This is a genomic window from Bradyrhizobium sp., from assembly GCF_049581145.1.
GTDB lineage: Bacteria > Pseudomonadota > Alphaproteobacteria > Rhizobiales > Xanthobacteraceae > Bradyrhizobium.
This window is the reverse complement of record NZ_JBAURI010001101.1, coordinates 1-2,412: the sequence shown is the minus strand read 5'-3', so window position 1 is coordinate 2,412 and position 2,412 is coordinate 1. Positions and strand designations below refer to the sequence as shown.

General features: G+C 64.9%; 3 protein-coding genes. All 3 read left to right on the top strand.

Features of this window, described 5'->3' with window-relative positions; translation table 11 throughout:
* A partial coding sequence (gene recO, locus WCB02_RS35440) for a DNA repair protein RecO (protein ID WP_423966070.1) occupies positions 1 to 611 on the top strand: 611 nt, incomplete at its 5' end.
* Positions 612 to 659: 48 nt separating this feature from the next.
* On the top strand, positions 660 to 1,763 hold the full coding sequence (locus tag WCB02_RS35435; protein ID WP_423966068.1) for an acyltransferase family protein: 1,104 nt from the start codon (positions 660 to 662) through the stop codon (positions 1,761 to 1,763).
* Between the two features lie 110 nt (positions 1,764 to 1,873).
* Positions 1,874 to 2,412, top strand: a 539-nt coding sequence (locus WCB02_RS35430) for a DNA gyrase subunit A (protein ID WP_423966066.1), incomplete at its 3' end; no start/stop codon positions are given.

The following is a 2,412-nucleotide window of genomic DNA, read 5'->3' as shown; positions in this document are numbered from 1 at the left end:
TGCTGCAGCCCGGCAACAGCGTCACCGCGGTGTGGCGCGCGCGGCTCGACGAGCATCTCGGTACCTACGCCCTCGAAGGCACGCGGCTGCGCGCCGCAAACCTGCTGGCGTCCTCATACGCGGTTTATGGGGTTACTCATCTTGCCGCGCTGGCGCGGCTGCTGCCGGAGCGCGATCCGCACGAGGAGATCTACGATCGGCTGCAGCGCACGCTGGACGATTTCGAGGACGCCGGCGAGGCGGCGGTGCACCTGATCCGGTTCGAGCTTGCGATGCTGGCCGAGCTCGGCTTCGGGCTCGACCTCGACAATTGCGCCGCCACCGGCGAAACCTCCGAGCTGATCTATGTCTCGCCGAAATCCGGCGGCGCGGTATCGCGCGCGGCCGGCGAGCCGTGGGCCGACCGGCTGTTGCGGCTGCCGCCGTTCCTGCGACGCGGCGACGATCGCGTCAATGGCTGGTCGGAGCAGGATCTGCGCGACGGGTTCCGGATTACCGGCCGGTTCCTGCTGCGCCATGTGCTGGAGCCGCGCGGGCAGGGGCATTCGGATGCCCGCGACGGGTTCATCAACGCGGTGACCGGGCCACGCGCGCGGGCATCACAGATGTGACGCGGTGCTTGCTTAAAAACTGCATAATTCCCGCGTTTTCTTGATTTGATGTTGAGTTCCAGCGAGCGGCGATTCATTCCCCGCATCGAGTCCATGCGGGGCTGTGCCGCGCTTACCGTGGCGGCGATGCACGTCACGGCGTCCTATGCCGTCGGGCCATCGCGCGGCGCACTCGATACGCTGGGTTTGCAGGCGATCAGGGCATTGACCAACGGCTATGGCGCGGTGGTGGCGTTTTTCGTCATCAGCGGGTTCGTGCTGGCGCGCGCGCTCGACCGGAATTTCGGCGCGGGGCGTTTCATTCACGGTCGCGTCGTTCGCCTGTTTCCGGCGGCCATCACGACGATCGCGATCTTCGCCGCGCTGTTTTATTGCGTCGGATTCAACCTGTACAAGCATGCCTCCTATACGCCGCTCAACATCGTGGCGAACATGCTGATGCTGCGTGCCGATATCGACGCGGTGACGTGGTCGATGAAGGCGGAACTGGCCGCGACCCCGCTGATCTTCGGCTGCGTGTGGCTTGGCCGCCAATACGGCACGCGGCCGCTGCTTGCGATCGCGACTGTGCTGTTCGGCCTGTCCTTCGTCGGCCAGTACGATCACCTGATCGGCAATGATACCAATCTTGCCCCGCTCTACGCCTTTCCGGTCGGCGCGCTGCTGCATTTCAGGGGAGCCGCGATCGCCGAACGGCTGCCGTCGATCGCGGTGACGCCGGCCGCGCTGGCGTCGATCGCGATCTTCTGCGCCTGCGCGTTCTTCAAGCCTGCGGGGACCTGGACCTTGCTCGTGGAATGCCTCTCGGCCGCGACCCTGGTCACGCTGATCGCCTATCGGACCGATGCGGCGATCCTCACCTTGCTCGACCGTCCGATCGTCAGGTTCTACGGCAAGATCTCCTACAGCTTCTACCTGCTGCATCCGCTGTCGCTTCTGGCCTCGGTGCGGCTGACGCAATATCTGCTCGACCAGATCGCTGCCGCGCCGGTGAGCCTGGTGCTCGCCGTCAGCTTCGTTTTTTCCGTCGCGGCGGTCACGCCGCTGGCCGCCGCGTCCTGGCGGTTCGTCGAACGGCCGGCCATGAATCTGCGTTCCTCGCCGCTCCGGGGGCGCCTGGATCGGCCAACGCTCGTTTCCGGCGAAACCTAGGCACGGCGTGGCTTGCATTCATGCCCGTTTTTCTTGCCGCTTTTCTTGCCTGTTTTCTTGCCCTGATTCGCGCCTTGCCCGATTGATCCCAAGCGTTTAACCGGGAGGCCATGGGAAAGACACTGATTCCGCCGGAACCGGCCGACATCCACGAGGTGCCGCTGCGCGAAGCGCTTGAGGAGCGCTACCTCAATTACGCGCTCTCGACCATCATGCACCGGGCCCTGCCTGACGCGCGGGACGGCCTCAAGCCGGTGCATCGCCGTATCCTCTACGGCATGCGGCTGTTGCGGCTCGACCCCGGCACCGCGTTCAAGAAGTCCGCCAAGATCGTCGGCGACGTGATGGGCTCGTTCCATCCGCACGGCGACCAGGCGATCTACGACGCCATGGTCCGCCTCGCGCAGGATTTCTCCTCGCGCTATCCGCTGGTCGACGGCCAGGGCAATTTCGGCAATATCGACGGCGACAACGCCGCCGCCTACCGCTACACCGAAGCGCGGATGACGGAAGTTGCCCGGTTGTTGCTTGAGGGCATCAACGAGGATGCAGTCGATTTCCGCGAGAATTATTCGGGCGATCAGACTGAGCCGGTCGTCCTGCCTGCAGCTTTCCCCAATCTTCTCGCCAATGGCTCGCAGGGCATTGC

Coding starts and splice junctions, on each gene's coding strand:
- WCB02_RS35435 (WP_423966068.1), top strand. CDS start 660: ATGTTGAGTTCCAGCGAGCGGCGATTCATTCCCCGCATCGAGTCCATG.